This is a genomic window from Vibrio agarilyticus, from assembly GCF_012641465.1.
Taxonomy (GTDB): Bacteria; Pseudomonadota; Gammaproteobacteria; order Enterobacterales; family Vibrionaceae; genus Vibrio; species Vibrio agarilyticus.
This window is the reverse complement of record NZ_JABAIK010000001.1, coordinates 406498-422790: the sequence shown is the minus strand read 5'-3', so window position 1 is coordinate 422790 and position 16293 is coordinate 406498. Positions and strand designations below refer to the sequence as shown.

Genomic DNA, 16293 nt, shown 5'->3' with positions numbered 1-16293 from the left:
TCTGGCACGTTTTTTGCTTTTTTCGATTCAGGTAATGGTTGGTTTTACCAACTTATTTTGTCGTTTCGGGGGCATCCATGGCATCGGATCTGTTGTCGGTTGGTACGCAGAGCGTACTCACCAGTCAAAGACAGCTCAATACTACAGGTCACAACATCTCTAACGTGAACACGGAGGGCTATAGCCGCCAGTCTGTGATCCAAGGGACAAACGACCCGCGTCAGTTTGGCGGTTCGACCTATGGCATGGGTGTGCATGTGGAAAATGTTCGCCGCTCGTGGGATCAATTTGCCGTTAATGAGCTTAATCTCTCTACCACCAATTTTTCCAATAAACTCGATGGCGAAGCCAACTTAGATATGTTGTCGAATTTATTATCGTCCATGTCATCAAAGAAAATTCCTGAGACATTGAATGAGTGGTTTGACTCACTGAAAACACTTGCTGATAGCCCAAATGATATGGGCGCTCGTAAAGTGGTGCTGGAAAAAGCACGCCTGTCATCAGAAACATTGAATAGCTTTCAAGATACGATTCGTCAGCAATTTGATGTGACGAATAAAAAGCTTGATATGGGGATTGATCGCATCAACCAGTTAGCGATTGAAATCCGTGATTTGCACCGCTTAATGATGCGCACGCCGGGCGAGCATAATGACTTGCGTGATCAACATGAAACCTTGATCAAAGAGTTGTCAGAATACACCAAAGTGACGGTAACACCGCGAAATAATGCAGAAGGTTTTAACGTTCATATTGGCAATGGACACACACTGGTATCAGGCACAGAGGCGAGCCAGCTGAAGATGATCGAAGGGTATCCCGACGTTCACCAGCGCCGTCTTGCTATTTATGAAGGTCAGTCGCTAAAGCCAATCAAATCGATTGATATGGATGGAAAACTCGGCGCGATGCTTGATATGCGTGACACCTATATTCCCGGTGTCCTTGATGAGTTAGGACGTTTAGCAGCTTCGTTTTCTCATGGAGTGAACTTGATCCAAGATCAAGGGCTGGATCTCTATGGTGAAAAAGGCGGACCTATTTTTACGCCCGTTAACTCACCCGAGTTAGTCCGTTCTCGAGTGGTCACTGCGACCGGATCGGACGCTCAAGTTTCGGTCTATTTAGACGATTTGCCTGCGCTTAAAGGCGGTGAATATGCGTTAAGATACGATGGTGACCGCTATCAGGTAACATTACCCAATGGGCAAGTCGTGCAGCCGAAAATGTTAGAGAAAGGCGAGGGATTCTTGCTCGATGGCATGCGAGTTGAAATCAATCAGCGGCCTGAAGTGGGTGAGAAGATACTACTGCGACCAACGCGTCAATCTGCGGCGCAGATGCAAATGGTTACCGATGATCCTAAAGCGCTAACGGCGCAAAGTTATGAAGCCTCGACCACCTTTGCTAAGGGGACAGCGGAGTTCAAAATTGAGTCGATTGGTGATATTCGAGAGTTTGAACTGGTCATCTCACCCGATGGCACTCAGTTTGCGGTGGTCGATAAACATGGCAAATTGCTTTGTACACCGACCGATTATCCGCCAAAGGGTACAATAGAGATTGATGTGCCGCGCTCTCATCCTGATTATCATGATGGTGAGCCGACTATAGTCACCCTCACGGAAGGCGCTTTGCCGCAAGACCGATTCACCGCCAACCTTGTGCCCTCTGAAGGCGACAATGGTAACTTGCGTAAGTTGCAAAAAATGCAGACGGCTAAGTTTTTGGATGGCGGTGAGAGCACCATGATTGACGTTTATCATAACCTCAATACCGATGTAGGGCTCAAAACGGCAACGGCTCGCCGCTTATCTGATATTGCACGTTTGGAAAACGAAACCGCTCAAGAGCGTGTGGCGTCAATTTCTGGCGTTAATATGGATGAGGAGGCGTCAAATCTGATGCGTTTTCAGCAAGCCTATATGGCGTCCTCGAAAATCATGCAGGCAGCCAACGACACCTTTAACACCATATTGCAGTTGCGATAGGAGGCGATGAATGTTGAATCGTATTTCCAGCTTCCATAATTTTCAGTCGGTACAGAATGATCTGCGTCGCCAAGAGAATAAAGTGCATCACAATCACGCTCAGTTAGCATCAGGAAAGAAATTACTGACGCCAGGCGATGATCCGTTAGCGACCCACTATATTCAAAATATTAATCAGCAAACCGCGCAAATCACGCAATATAAAGACTCGATTGTGCTGGTGCGCAATCGACTGGAACAGCATGAGGTGAATGTTGCTGCCGCTGAGCAGTTTACTGATGAAGCCAAGCGTACTGTAATGGAAATGATCAACGGCGCGTTATCGCCAGCGGATCGTCAAGCGAAGCGGCGCGAGCTTGAAGAGTTAGCCACGAACTTATTGACGGTTGCTAACGTACAAGATGAGTCCGGTAACTACACCTTTTCGGGGACAAAACCACGTAGCCAACCTTATTTTCGTGATTATGATGGCTCGGTGACCTATTCCGGTGATGATTATCAGCGCAAGATGCGAATTTCGAATACGCTTGAGATCGCGATGAACGATCCTGGTAGCCACGTTTTTAGCGAAATCCCTAACCCCTTTGGTGACTATGAGCCAAGTTATCAGTTGCAATCCGGTTCCGAGCTATTGCTTGAGCGCGCAGAAAATTTAGATTTTGATGACACGGATCCTTATCGCGTTACTTTTGTTGATATGAGCAATGGCAAATGGGGCTACCAACTTGAAAAAGATGGCTCAGTGGTGGACGCGGATGAATTTGACCCTAAAACAGGCATTCGTTACGACGATTTAACCATAGAAATTCGCGGTCAGATCCACAAAGGTGACGTGATAGATTTGGCACCGCGTAAGACTTTTAGTTTGTTTGATAGCTTTAAGCGGGCTGAAGAGACGTCATCCGCCTCGGTGTCGGATGCCAGCGCAACCGCTGAACTGCAAAAAGTCTCTCAAGAGTTTCACGCCGCGTTTGTTCACCTAAATAAGGTGCGCGCTGATGTAGGTGCACGTTTGGGTACATTAGATATTCAAGAGCAGCAGCACCTTGATTATCAATTGTCACTTGCCAAAGCTAAGAGTAATTTTGAAGACTTGGATTATTCTAAAGCGGTGATTGAGTTTGCAGAAAACTCACGTGCGCTAGAAGCATCACAAAAAGCCTTTGGTAAAGCAAAAGATCTCACGCTGTTCAATTACCTCTGAGCCGTTCTTCATCAGAGTCTCAAAAGGAGTGCGAGTATTCGCACTCCTTTTGCTTACCTCAGTCCCTAATGATAAGCGCCTTTATTCCTAGGCTGTATACCCATCCTACTTGAAGTTGCAGCGGTGTTGACAGGCACTCACAAACCTCATCACATAGTGTATCTCTGTTCACGAAGTGCTCTATCGGACGGTAAATAAACGGCCAAAGAAGCGGCAAACAGGCGGCAAAATAGTCGGCAAGTATTGCCGCTGAAAAATTAAGAACAAAATAAAACCAAATAAACTGTTGATATATATGGAATTTAAATTAAATTGATTTGCAATTAAATTATTGGCACGTATGTTGTATAACCTGATTCAGAAGCAATTTCATCGTTAGACGTTCTGCTAGTCCCTTTGAGGGTGTACGTGAGATGAGCTTGAACTATGGCAATAAAATCATAGTAATAAAGCGACATCATTTCTTGCGTATCAACCTAAAGGAGAGGGCGCGAAGTAGCTAGAGCAAGTAAATATATTTACGGTCAGCGCATTTCACGAAAGTAGAACTGACCACTTCGCACCCGATGGCGAACTCACAAGGAGAGCAACAATGACTGTTACTGTAAGCACTAACGTGGCGGCTATGACCACTCAGCGCTACCTCAATAAAGCGACCAATGAGTTAAGCACCTCGATGGAGCGTCTTTCTTCTGGTCATCGTATTAATAGTGCCAAAGATGATGCGGCGGGCTTGCAGATTTCTAACCGTTTGACAGCACAATCTCGCGGTCTTGATGTCGCTATGCGCAACGCCAATGATGGCATTTCAATTGCGCAAACAGCGGAAGGCGCAATGAACGAGGTGACCTCGGTGCTGCAACGGATGCGTGATTTGTCATTGCAGTCGGCGAACGGCACAAACTCGCCAGCAGAGCGTCAAGCAATTAACGAAGAATCACTTGCCTTACAAGATGAGATCAACCGTATTGCTGAAACCACATCATTCGGTGGTCGTCGTTTGCTAAATGGTAGCTTTGGTGATGCGTCATTCCAAATCGGTGCTAACTCTGGTGAAGCGATGATCATGGCTCTGACCAGTGTTCGTGCGGACGACTATCGCATGGGTGGCGCGAGTTTCTTTGGCCTTAACGGCAAAGAAAAAGAGTGGATGGTCAATCCAGAACAAAATGATATGAAGATTGTTTTGCCCGGCATGGACGAAGATGAAGAGGGCAATGTTATTGACCTTGAAATCAACGTAAGTGCGCGTGCAGGCGATGATATTGAAGAGCTGGCAACCTACATTAATGGTCAAAGCGCTTTGGTCAATGCATCGGTCAGCGCTGATGGCAAACTTCAGCTGTTCATTGCTGAGCCAAACTTAAAAGGTGAAGTTCAAATATCGGGTTCACTTGCGGATGATTTGGGTTTAAGTAGCGTTGAGGCGACACCATTCACAGTTCAAGATGTTGATTTAGGCACGGTTCAAGGTGCGCAAAACGCAGTAGGTGTTATCGACGCTGCGCTAAAATACGTCGATGCGCAACGCGCAGATCTCGGTGCGAAACAAAACCGTTTGAATCACAGCATTAATAACTTGGCCAACGTTCAAGAGAACGTTGATGCATCTAATAGCCGGATTAAAGATACGGATTTTGCGAAGGAAACGACGCAGATGACCAAAGCACAAATTCTGCAACAAGCAGGAACATCGATTCTTGCTCAAGCAAAACAGTTGCCAAATTCTGCGATGTCACTATTGCAGTAATTGTGAATCGAAGTTTCTTTTATTACTCAGACGTGAGCAAGGAACTTCGAGACACATGGCAAGCAGCTTTATGTTGAATCACGGGCTCTCTCATCTCTCACCTGCCTGTTTTTGATAACTAAAGCTGTCTAGGTATGCCGGATGGCGATTATTTCTCTGATCTCCGCTTAGGCTCCGGCAGCCAACCTAGCCCCAGTTCTCTCAAAGAATAGGGGCTTTTCTTTTTTATCCACCTAAGTCATTCTCACTATCCCCAAACCACTGACGATATACGTAAGTGGTAAACGAACAAAGTCTTTGGCCTTTGAGCATTTCGAGAGCATATACTCAAAAACTTGAAGATGCAGGTAGGCGACAAGCGAGCAAAGCCTCTGAGCTCAGATGAGCTATGAGATGAGGCTTGGATAGCAAGCCAATACTGTAACAACGTTAAGTGTGATGAGTATAAATTGAGTATGTTGAAGTTACTTAGCTATAAGATAAAAAAAACGCAGCAATGAATGCTGCGTTTTAAAGTATGAGTGTTCGGTGAATCGATTATTTAGTCACACGAAGTACTGGCGTTTCACCAACAGTTACTGCACCAGAAAGTTTGTTCAGCTCTTTGATTTCATCCATGTTAGAAATCACAACTGGTGTTAGCGTTGATTTTGCTTTTTCTTCAAGAAGCGCAAGATCAAACTCAATGATAGTGTCACCCACTTTCACTGATTGGCCTTCTTCCGCGATGCGAGTGAAACCTTCGCCTTTCAATTCTACTGTGTCGATACCAAAGTGAACAAAAAGTTCTACACCGTCATCAGACTCAATTGAAAACGCGTGGTTAGTTTCAAAAATTTTGCCGATAGTACCGTTTACAGGAGCAACCATTTTGTTGCCTGCAGGTTTGATAGCAATACCGTCACCTACGATTTTTTCAGCGAAAACAACGTCCGGCACATCTTCGATGTTCACGATTTCACCAGAAAGTGGCGCGATAATTTCGATTGCACCAGCGTCTGCGCTATCGTCAGATACAAGCTTCTTAAGTTTATCAAACAGACCCATTGTGTCATGCTCCTAAGGTTCAATTTTATTCTGTCGAAGTATAGTATACCAATCAAGACAATTAGACGACATATTTCAGTCGTCTAATCTATTGGCAGCGCTGGTTATTTTGAGTTTTCAGCGATGAACTTTTCGACGACCGCTTCAATCTCAGCCGCTGTTGGAAGTGACAAGGCTTGCTCAGCCATCGCTTTCACTTCGGCGTAGCTTGAGTTACGGATCACTTTTTTCACTTTAGGGATAGAGATACCACTCATTGAGAATTCATCTAAGCCCATACCAAGCAGCAGCAGTGTTGCGCGCTCATCACCCGCAAGCTCACCACACATACCTGTCCATTTACCTTCTGCATGTGAAGCGTCAATGACTTGTTTGATCACAGTCAGGACTGCCGGTGATAGTGGGTTGTATAGGTGTGAAATCATCTCGTTACCACGGTCAACAGCAAGTGTATATTGCGTAAGATCGTTCGTACCGATAGAGAAGAACGCGACTTCTTTTGCCAAATGATGAGCGATCGCAGCTGCAGCTGGGGTTTCCACCATCACGCCGATTTCAATATTTTCATCAAAAGCATGGCCTTCAGAACGCAATTCAGTTTTGTATTCTTCGATCGCCGCTTTTAGTTCGCGGATCTCTTCAACTGAAATGATCATTGGGAACATGATGCGCAGTTTTCCGTGCGCGGAAGCACGCAAAATACCACGTAATTGGTCACGTAAAATGTCACGACGGTCAAGACTGATACGAACCGCGCGCCAACCCAAGAAAGGGTTCATCTCTTTTGGAAGATCCATGTATGGTAGGTCTTTGTCGCCACCGATATCCATGGTACGGATAATGACCGCTTGACCGTTCATCGCTTCTGCGACTTCTTTGTACGCGTGATACTGCTCTTCTTCTGTCGGAAGCGCATCGCGGTCCATAAACAAGAATTCAGTACGGTAAAGGCCGACACCTTCACCGCCATTGCGAATAATACCGTCACAGTCTTTTACTGTACCGATGTTGCCGCAAACTTCGACGCGATGGCCATCGGTGGTTTCTGCGTGCAGATCTTTAAGTTTCGCGAGTTCTTCTTTTTCTGCCAGAACAGCTGCTTTAACGGCTTTAGCTTCTTCGAGTTCTTCTGCTGATGGGTTGACGATGATCTTGTTATTTTCCGCATCCAAGATCAGCATGTCGCCATTTTTAACTTGTTTTGTGATGTCGTTAGTACCAACGATAGCAGGCAACTCAAGTGAACGCGCCATAATCGACGTGTGTGAGGTGCGGCCGCCGATATCACAGGCAAAACCAAGCACATAATCAAGATTAATTTGTGCGGTTTCAGACGGTGTTAAGTCGTAGGCAACAAGGATAACTTCGTCACGAATGTCACTAAGAGAAACGATGTTGATACCAAGGGCATTTTTAACAAAGCGTGAGCCAATGTCACGAATGTCTGTCGCGCGCTCTTTTAGATACTCATCATCCAATGATTCAAGGGCTGTCGCTTGCTCTTCGATGACCGTATGAATGGCCAAATCTGTGCTCATTTTGTCATTTTTGACAAGAGACAGGATCTCTTCTTCAAGCTCTTCGTCTTCAAGAAGCATGATGTGACCTTCGAAGATCGCTTCTTTTTCTTCACCAAACGTTTCTAGTGCTTTTTGTTTGATGGTTTCTAGTTGAGCTGCCGATTTGTTACGTGCATCGTAAAAACGTTGTACTTCTGCGTCGATTTGCTCGTCAGAAATTGAGGTGGTGTTAAGAACAATTTCATCTTCTTGAAGGAGTAATGCTTTACCAATTGCAATACCAGGAGATGCAAGGATGCCTGAAATCATAGCCTTACCTTAGTTTGGTCAATCTTGAACAGAAAAACGAGTATAAAAACGTGCTTAAAAATAAGCTGCTTTTATAGTAGTGCAAATTTAGAAAGCCATTTTGCTTTGCAAAATGGCTTTCTAAGTAACGTGACGGGATTAGTGCAATTCATCCATCAGAGCAACTAGGTGATCAACCGCTTGCTGCGCTTGAGGACCTTCTGCAGAGATGTTTACTACAGTGCCTTTAACTAGGCCAAGAGTTTGTAGTTTGAAAAGACTTTTCGCGCTTGCACTTTTTCCGTTTGAAGTCACTGTAATGTCCGCATCAAATGCTTTTGCTTCTTTAACAAATTGCGCCGCTGGACGAGTGTGAAGACCGTTTTCCGCAGTGATTTCTACTTGTTTCTCGTACATGTGATATACCCTAATTGAATGTTTTTGTATGTGTGTTCAGGTGTTTTGTCATTTGAGCCACTTCAGCAATGCCCAACTTAACTTGAAGGCGCTTATTTTTAATCAGCGGCTTCATGTTGTTCAGACAAACGCTTAGTTGTCATATTTGCAAAACACGTCAAAAAGTAAGTTACGGCATTTGAGGAGTGCAAAACGTAACCTCCTTTTTGTTGTAGCTTCTTTTATTTAGAAGCGAAAAATAAAACATCCTGATATTACCAAAGGTGAGGCAGGGATCAACAAAAAAGCCCCTGTTAGGGGCTTTTTTATATCAAAAATTGATTTTACAACGTATTACTGCTGATTTTCTTTTTCAGTAAAGATGCCGGCAAACAGTGCCGTGCTCAAATAACGTTCACCAGAGCTTGGTAATACAGTAACGATAGTTTTACCTTTAAATTCAGGCAGTTCAGCTATTCTGTTGGCTGCTACAACCGCCGCGCCCGATGAAATTCCGGCTAAAATACCTTCTTCTTCCATTAGGCGGCGCGCCATTGCAATGGCTTCGTCCGATGTTACCGTCTCGACGCGGTCAATCAATTCAAGGTCAAGGTTACCCGGAATAAAACCGGCTCCAATGCCCTGAATTTTGTGTGGCGCTGGCTTGATTTCGTCACCAGCAAGCGCTTGAGAAATCACCGGTGACTCTTCAGGCTCTACTGCAACAGACAAAATCGCTTTGCCTTTTGTGCCTTTAATATAGCGAGAGGTACCTGTTAATGTGCCGCCAGTTCCAACGCCAGCAACAAAGACATCAACCTCACCATCGGTCGCATCCCAAATTTCAGGTCCTGTGGTTTTTTCGTGAATCTCAGGGTTAGCTGGGTTGTTAAATTGCTGCAGTAGGAGATGTTTTTCTGGATTGCTAGCGACAATTTCTTCTGCTTTAGCAATCGCGCCTTTCATGCCTTTTGCCGCTTCGGTCAGCACTAAGTTTGCTCCAAGTGCTTTTAATAGCTTGCGGCGTTCTAAGCTCATTGACTCGGGCATGGTTAGGGTAAGTTTGTATCCACGCGCAGCTGCAACAAATGCTAGTGCGATGCCAGTATTACCACTGGTTGGTTCAACCAACTCAACGCCAGGTTTGAGCAAGCCATCTTTTTCTGCTTGCCAAATCATATTGGCACCGATTCGGCACTTGACACTGAAGCTTGGATTGCGTGCTTCAATCTTTGCCAGTACGTTACCGTTGCTCACTTTGTTTAAACGCACAAGTGGCGTATTGCCAATAGTGAGGGAGTTATCTTCGTAAATCTTGCTCATTGTGATGTTCCTTCATGACACGGTTAGTGAGTTACCCAAGCCTTAAAGGTCACTCAGGTATTTGATGACCAGAATAGGGGCTTATGCTTTCAAGGCAAAGGATTAAAAAGTTATATCTTATTTATACCCGTCCTACTTGAAGTCACTTGGGTATATGCTCAGAGGCTTTGTTTGCTGGTCGCCTACCTGCATCTTCAAGTTGTTTGTGTCTGCGAGTGTGGTGTTATTTGCGGTTGATACTCTTCTACCCACATTGCGGTGGCACCGCATACCGCTATCGGCATGACAAAAAGATTGAGCACTGGAACTGTAGTAAAAACAGAAACGACAGCACCAAAGCTGTAACTTTTGATTTGATTTTGTTTCAAGGTGCGCCGCATGGTATCGAATGGCACTTTGTGGTTATCAAAGGGATAATCGCAGTATTGCACTGTCAACATCCAGGCGGTGAAGGCGAACCAAAGCAGTGGTGCAAGTGTCTGTCCGAGTGCTGGGATCAAGAGTAAAATGAACAATCCAATCGCTTTGGGAAGCACGTAACGTAATTTGCGCCATTCACGGCGAAACACACGGGGTAAATCTTTAAGCAGTTCGGCTATACCATCGTTGGGTGGCGGAAGATCGCGAAGGTGATACTCGACACGCTCGGCAAGTAATCCGTTAAATGGCGCTGCGATAAGATTGGCCAGCGTGCTAAAAAAATAGGAAAACGTTGCCAGAATGGTGAGAACCATCAGCGGCCAAAGTACATAGCTCAGCCAAGTAAGGTAGCTTGGTAGCTCACCAATCCAATGGGCGATCCAACCTTGCAATTGGCTAAATAGATACCAAAGAGCGCTGCCGACCAGAAGTATATTGGCCAGCAATGGCATGAGGACGAAACGACGTATTGTCGGCGAAAGTGCTAATTGTGCGCCGTAAATAAAGTAGCCAATTCCTGAACGTTTTTTCATTATCTTCTTTTTCGTTTAACTGAACGGATATGCTGTAAGTCAATGACCTGTAGATTAGGTGCGTCAATCTCATAGCAGAAGACTGACTTTATGATCGCGGTGTTGTTTAGGCGATGACTTGAGCGTTTGATAAAGACAATAACGAAAATGATGAGAAAAATCATGCTTAGGTTGGAACTTATTGCATTTAACAGTTCTAATTTACGGTTTATCTTTGATAAAGTAGTTTGATTAACATTTAGTACCCCAACCACATTTCACAGCTTGTTGGCGCTATTTTGCTAAGCGCTAGACAAAATCGATTTGATGATGTGATAGGCGAGATTCATTCATGCAGGAATTGCGATTTATACTTATTATCGTTGGCGGACTGTTTATTGCCGCGATTTTGTTTCACGGCCTTTGGACCAGTAAAAAAGAAGGTCACGCTAAATTTGGTGATAAGCCATTGAATAAGCTGGAGCCTGAAGAGATTTTGCCAGCATCGAATGATGATTATGACGTTATTCGTAAACCTGCTATTAGCGCTGATAAAGGCAACCCATTTGATATTGACCCTGTTGATGAAGATCCGTTGGTGTCAGAGGTCGCTGCCGCGCAATCGAGTTTAGTGACCGATCCAGAAATGAATTTAGTGAGTGGCAAACCGGTGGCATCGCCAGTCACCAGTGATGCTGAATTTCCCTCCTTTTCTGCGCGCGATGATGACGACGACGTAGACACCGTGCTTACGGATGCGCCTGCAGACCCCATAACTTCGAACGCTTACCCTGACGAGGCCGCTGTAGCGTCGGCGGAACCAGAAATGGAAGTCATTGTCCTTAATGTTAAGTGTGGTAGTGCAGCCCCCTTTAAAGGACATGAGTTGGTCAATAGCATGAATCGCCATGGTTTATTTCTTGGGGAAATGGCAATCTTTCATCGCACCATCGAGCCACAAAATAAAGTCATTTTTAGTGTCGCGAATATGATGCAACCCGGCACGCTAGACGACGCAGACAGTGAAGACTTCACAACGGAAGGGGTCTCTTTGTTTATGACGCTTCCCGGTTTTGGTAGTGAAGAGCAAAACTTTAATCAAATGCTGCAAGCGGCGCAGCAAATTGCCGATGATCTCAGTGGCCATGTGCTTGATGAGCGTCGTAATTTATTGACCCCCGATAGGATAAAGGCCTATCGGCGTCAGATAGTTGAATTTCATGCTGCAACGGCATAACCTCAATTAACTAAGGGCTCCGCAAGGAGCCCATTTTCATTTTTGAATAATCACATGATCACTAGCGCAGGATCTCATCATGTCTGAATCTACATTTGAACGGCTGCAGGCCCTTAAAGCCACTTTGCACTATCATGCAATGAAATATTATGTTGAAGATGCGCCGGAGCTGCCGGACGCTGAATACGACAGAATGATGCGTGAATTGCTTGATATTGAAGCGGCTAATCCACAATGGGTGACAATTGACTCGCCGAGTCAGCGTGTTGGTGGGGCGCCATTAGCCGAATTTAGCCAAGTCACTCATGAGATGCCGATGTTATCACTCGATAACGCATTTGATGATGAGGAATTAAATGGGTTTGCACGTCGTGCACAAGAGCGATTGGCTGGTGGCTTACTAGGGGCATTTTGCTGTGAACCTAAACTGGATGGTTTAGCGGTCAGTTTGCTCTACCAAGATGGCGTGTTGGTGCAAGCTGCAACGCGTGGTGATGGGACAACGGGTGAGAATATCACTGAGAATATTCGAACCATTGCTGCGATCCCTTTGCGGTTGCGCGGGGAGCATTGGCCAACGCGGCTCGAAGTGCGCGGTGAGGTTTTTATGCCAAAAGCGGGATTTGAGCAACTTAACGCCAGCGCCAAGCAAAAAGGAGAAAAATTGTTTGCCAATCCACGTAATGCTGCTGCAGGCAGTCTACGTCAATTGGACTCTCGAGTGACGGCAAAACGACCGTTAAGTTTTTATGCCTATGGTGTCGGCACGGTCGAGGGGGTAACGCTCGCCTCGAGTCACTATGAGCGCTTTATGCAGCTCAAAGAGTGGGGACTCCCGATTTCACCGGAAACCCGCTTAGTCAACTCGCTTGAGGACGTTCGTGATTTTTATCAATCGATTTTACAGCGCCGTGACACGCTCCCTTATGAAATTGACGGCGTGGTAATCAAGCTAGACGATATTGAGATCCAAACGCGCTTGGGTTTTGTCGCTCGAGCGCCGCGTTGGGCTATTGCGTATAAATTTCCTGCTCAAGAGGAGATCACGCTTCTTAACGACGTTGAGTTCCAAGTGGGACGAACAGGAGCAATTACCCCTGTAGCTAAACTCAAGCCTGTTTTTGTCGGAGGTGTGACTGTTAGTAATGCCACATTGCACAATGGCGATGAGATAGCGCGTCTGGGAGTGAAAATAGGGGATACTGTGATTGTACGCCGAGCCGGTGATGTGATACCGCAAATTGTCTCGGTAGTACTCGATAGGCGACCAAGTAATGCACGTGAAATTGAATTTCCAGCGCTATGCCCCGTTTGTCATTCACACGTAGAGCGGATTGAAGGCGAAGCGGTGGCACGTTGCACCGGTGGCTTAGTTTGCCAAGCTCAACGGAAAGAGGCATTGAAACACTTTGTCTCTCGCAAAGCATTGGATGTCGATGGTTTAGGTGAAAAAGTGATTGAGCAGTTGGTTGACAAAGAGATGGTCCATACACCTGCTGATCTTTTCACACTGAGTGCTGGTCGCCTTACTGTGCTTGAGCGAATGGGGCCCAAATCTGCCCAGAATGTTGTCATAGCACTCGAAAAAGCAAAAGCCACCACATTGGCGCGTTTTCTTTACTCGCTTGGAATTCGAGAAGTTGGGGAAGCGACGGCTTTAAATTTGGCGCAGCATTTTCGAGAACTCCAAGCCATTGAGTCGGCGACCCATGAGCAATTGATCGCGGTTCAAGACATCGGGCCGATAGTGGCCAGCCATATTGTGGCCTTCTTCGCTGAAGAGCAGAATCAACAAGTGGTCAGTGCCTTAATTGAACAGGGGATTCATTGGCCCGATTTAGCCGAACCATCCAAGAGTGAAGATTTACCTTTGGCAGGAAAAGTCGTCGTTTTGACCGGATCGCTTAGTCAATTAAGTCGTAACGATGCAAAAGCCGCATTACAAGCCTTAGGGGCAAAAGTGACCGGCAGTGTGTCAAAGAAAACCGATGTGGTTTTTGCAGGTGAAGCGGCGGGCTCAAAACTGGCTAAAGCGCAAGAGTTAGGAGTTGAAGTTAAAACGGAGCAAGATTTAGTCGATATTTTGGCGGCATCTCGATGATAACGTACTCAAGTTATTAGCATTATGTTTATTCAAAGGCGCGATACGAGCATCGCGTCTTTTTTCTTTACTGATTTTTAGCCCTCCTCTTTTTATATCCCATCACTTCCGATTAAAACCGCGCGAAATTATACCGTCCGAAGGCACTCTGAAATATTTCTGTGAACCTAGCCGAAAATGCTGAGTTAAATGTTGACGTTTTGTTTATTTTCTTGGTGAAAAATGGTGCTGAATAAAAAGGAAAAAGTGAATATTTCACTTATCATATTTCTCGATAGCTTTGTTAAATTTAATCGCCATTTGCGATCAAGATCTTTTGATATCATTTTTTATTTATATAAATTTAATATTTTCAATAGCTTGAATTGAGTGTGAGTGATGACTGTTAAAATTCGATCTCGATCAAGATGTCGTTAATAAATTTGGCATCGCTCATATTTTTTTAGAAAAAAAATAAGTTCTGATTGGCGCAGTGAAAATCGAGAGTTAGTCTAAGAGTCATGGATACACAAGGTGTATGCAGGAGTTCAGAATTTTACATCAATCAACGTGTTGTGAATTTTTGAAATGATCATTTTCTCCCTTCGGCGGCCAACTAAAGGCGAGAAACATTAGATACAGCAACATCCATTTTTTAGGAGTTTTCCATGGACAAATTTTTTAAACGCTCACTTTTAGGTGCAGCAATCGCGACTGCAGCTGTTGCAGGTTCTGCAAATGCAGCAATTGAACTTAATGGTCAAGCAGTTCAATTTTACGGGCAAGCTGCAGGCTTTATTCAATTTTCTGCACCTGACAAGGGAGACAATAAAGTTTCAACTACCATTGAATCGCGAGTCGGTTTTCGCGGAGTGGTAGAGTTTGATGATTTCGGACCGGATCTACTTTGGCAAATTGAAGGTGGTAATGCAGATAATGGTGGCTTCAGTCCAGACACACCATGGACCCACAATAATAACGGCCAGCTAGGTGCTCGTGACACATATTTGGGTTTGCAATTTGATGGTATCGGCTCGTTCAAGTTTGGTCGCCAATTGGTTGCCGTATATAACTATGTCGATTGGCCACATTCAAACCCTGGTCTAGGTAATGTGTTTGACTGGAACCAAGCAGATATTGGTGCTAGCTTTGGTGATCGTGTAAATAACAATTTGCGTTTTGATTCAGTAAACTTTGGTGGTTTTAATCTTCAAGCAACATTAAGCGGCATGAATGAAACTACAGATGCGCTTGTTGCAAGTGTTGCTGGTTCGTTCCAAGCGGGCCCGGTGAACATCCATGGTGGTATCTACTCTCAGGATAAATACACTGTAGATGGCGTTGAAAAAGGCGATCAACAATATTACTTATTAGGTGCGACCGCTGGCTTTGATGCATTGACTATCACTGGTGCTGTAAAAGAGATGAAAAACAACATTGGTGACAAAAAACAAACCGCTTATTCAGCGACTGTTCAATACGTGATTGATAAAGTGGTTCTAAAAGCAGGCTACGCAGCAACTTCAGATGCGAAGTTCGATGGTAAGAAACAGTCAGACACTGGCGATACCGCAATTACTGCGCGTCTAGGCTATTTGTTACCAAGCACTTACCTCTTCATCGATTCACGTAATTACAAGATGAACGCTGCAGATGGTTACGATTACAACATTCTAGTTGGTGCGGAATACTACTTCTAAATCACCTTTTGAATGATTAATATGATGTTCGAGCACCATATGGTGCTCGATTTATTTGGAGATAGTCTATGAAGTTTTGGAGAAATACTGCATTGATAGGCGCGCTTGCGCTGCCTTGTTTGGCTAGTGCGCAAGTGACACTTGAACTTGATGATGAAATTTCATTGATTGCCTTAAATGGGGAGGCACTCGGGATTAACTTCTTTGCCAAAAACCGTTATGACCTAGAGGATGGGATTAATCAGGCCGTTGTCCGCGTTGGTAAATTAGTGCGCAAAACGAATGGTGAATTCGAAAAGTTCAACTCTTCACCGATGATCATCACGTTTAAAGCCAGTAATGAAACCGTTATGTTACTTGCTGATGATACTATTGAAACAGTGGCCCAAGCTGAGCAATTTAATAAAAAACCCTACATCACAGTGCAGGCAGAGAGTGGCAATGCGATTGTCACCCAACAAGAGTTGCTACCGCCTTCAGAAGGAATAACTCGAGACTACGAAAAAGAAGTGAAACGTTATAATGCTAAGCGTAATATTATTCTGAAGCAGAAAACAATCGAAACCGAGTTCTCTTCTCCTATTATTGTGACTGAGTTTTCATCGCCGATTGCTGAAAATGAAGAGCCAAAGGCACAAACGACCTTGCATAAAGCGACTGACGCTGAATTAACAAGTGCAACAATGAATCTTCTTCAACAAGGTTATTTGACTTTAAATGAAACACAGAGAAAACAGTTTTTGAGTTGGGCAGTTGCTCAATAAGTTGCTGAAGTAATTTTAATGATGAAGTCGCCAAGAGGCGACTTCACTCATTTTAGAG

Annotated in this window: 12 protein-coding genes; 7 read left to right on the top strand and 5 right to left on the bottom strand. The window is 44.8% G+C overall.

Features of this window, described 5'->3' with window-relative positions:
- The first annotated feature begins 77 nt into the window (after positions 1-77).
- The 3 genes from flgK (at position 78) to HGP28_RS01770 (ending at position 4948) form a co-directional block, all read left to right on the top strand.
- Positions 78-1994 (top strand): flagellar hook-associated protein FlgK, encoded by a 1917-nt coding sequence (gene flgK, locus HGP28_RS01780; RefSeq protein ID WP_168834710.1) that lies wholly within the window; start codon positions 78-80, stop codon positions 1992-1994.
- A 10-nt stretch (positions 1995-2004) separates the two neighbouring features.
- Entirely contained in the window at positions 2005-3198 is a 1194-nt protein-coding gene (flgL, locus tag HGP28_RS01775; RefSeq protein ID WP_168834709.1) for a flagellar hook-associated protein FlgL, read from the top strand.
- 592 nt (positions 3199-3790) lie between these two features.
- Positions 3791-4948, top strand: a complete 1158-nt coding sequence (locus HGP28_RS01770) for a flagellin (protein WP_168834708.1) — start codon at positions 3791-3793, stop codon at positions 4946-4948.
- Between the two features lie 537 nt (positions 4949-5485).
- On the opposite strand, the gene crr is transcribed toward HGP28_RS01770, so the two are convergent.
- The 5 genes from crr to cysZ form a co-directional block, all read right to left on the bottom strand.
- Positions 5486-5995 (bottom strand): PTS glucose transporter subunit IIA, encoded by a 510-nt coding sequence (crr, locus tag HGP28_RS01765; protein ID WP_168834707.1) that lies wholly within the window; start codon positions 5993-5995, stop codon positions 5486-5488.
- 104 nt (positions 5996-6099) lie between these two features.
- The gene (ptsI, locus tag HGP28_RS01760; protein ID WP_168834706.1) at positions 6100-7824 is read right to left on the bottom strand and encodes a phosphoenolpyruvate-protein phosphotransferase PtsI; all 1725 of its coding nucleotides are present in this window, start codon (positions 7822-7824) and stop codon (positions 6100-6102) included.
- Positions 7825-7962: 138 nt separating this feature from the next.
- Complete coding sequence (locus HGP28_RS01755) at positions 7963-8220, bottom strand: HPr family phosphocarrier protein (protein WP_168834705.1); 258 nt, start codon at positions 8218-8220, stop codon at positions 7963-7965.
- A 333-nt stretch (positions 8221-8553) separates the two neighbouring features.
- A complete protein-coding gene (gene cysK, locus HGP28_RS01750) occupies positions 8554-9522 on the bottom strand; it encodes a cysteine synthase A (protein ID WP_168834704.1) in 969 nt (322 codons plus the stop codon).
- Positions 9523-9716: 194 nt separating this feature from the next.
- Positions 9717-10475 (bottom strand): sulfate transporter CysZ, encoded by a 759-nt coding sequence (gene cysZ, locus HGP28_RS01745; protein WP_168834703.1) that lies wholly within the window; start codon positions 10473-10475, stop codon positions 9717-9719.
- Between the two features lie 331 nt (positions 10476-10806).
- Between cysZ and zipA the strand changes: the two genes are divergently transcribed.
- From zipA to HGP28_RS01725, 4 genes are all read left to right on the top strand, one after another.
- Complete coding sequence (gene zipA / locus HGP28_RS01740; protein ID WP_168834702.1) at positions 10807-11691, top strand: cell division protein ZipA; 885 nt, start codon at positions 10807-10809, stop codon at positions 11689-11691.
- Between the two features lie 79 nt (positions 11692-11770).
- Positions 11771-13792, top strand: coding sequence for an NAD-dependent DNA ligase LigA (gene ligA, locus HGP28_RS01735; protein ID WP_168834701.1), 2022 nt, complete (start codon positions 11771-11773; stop codon positions 13790-13792).
- 647 nt (positions 13793-14439) lie between these two features.
- Complete coding sequence (locus HGP28_RS01730; protein ID WP_168834700.1) at positions 14440-15471, top strand: porin; 1032 nt, start codon at positions 14440-14442, stop codon at positions 15469-15471.
- A gap of 92 nt (positions 15472-15563) precedes the next feature.
- Complete coding sequence (locus HGP28_RS01725) at positions 15564-16235, top strand: YccT family protein (protein WP_168834699.1); 672 nt, start codon at positions 15564-15566, stop codon at positions 16233-16235.
- The last annotated feature ends 58 nt before the right edge of the window (positions 16236-16293 follow it).